Origin of the sequence: Mesorhizobium sp. M00.F.Ca.ET.216.01.1.1 (assembly GCF_004010325.2) — a bacterium.
GTDB lineage: Bacteria > Pseudomonadota > Alphaproteobacteria > Rhizobiales > Rhizobiaceae > Mesorhizobium.
This window is the reverse complement of record NZ_SADR02000414.1, coordinates 1-312: the sequence shown is the minus strand read 5'-3', so window position 1 is coordinate 312 and position 312 is coordinate 1. Positions and strand designations below refer to the sequence as shown.

1 pseudogene is annotated in these 312 nt (G+C 59.9%); it reads right to left on the bottom strand.

Annotated features, from left to right (window positions below):
- Positions 1-179: pseudogene (locus EN859_RS36730) on the bottom strand (IS630 family transposase); the annotation flags it as partial.
- Positions 180-312: the final 133 nt, after the last annotated feature.

The window sequence follows — 312 nt, the reverse complement described above, 5'->3', positions numbered from 1 at the left end:
GTTGAAGTAGCTTGAGCATTCGTCGGGTTCTATGGTGGCGACGAGGTGTCCGATGTGTCGCCAGGTGTCGTCGATGGTTCGCTTCTGGGCAGCTCGCATCCAGTGCTTGATCTTGGCGAAGGCCTGCTCGATGGGGTTGAGATCGGGTGAATAGGGGCGGGGGACCAGAGCCTTGCGCCGGCGCCCTTGAATCTGAAAGCGTTTGGGGGGACGACCAACGCCCATCAAGCCCGAGACGCAACAAGTCGTGCGCGCGATGCTATCGCCGAGCGCAGGGTGGCCACGTTAATTTCGACTTTCTGAAGAGCGATC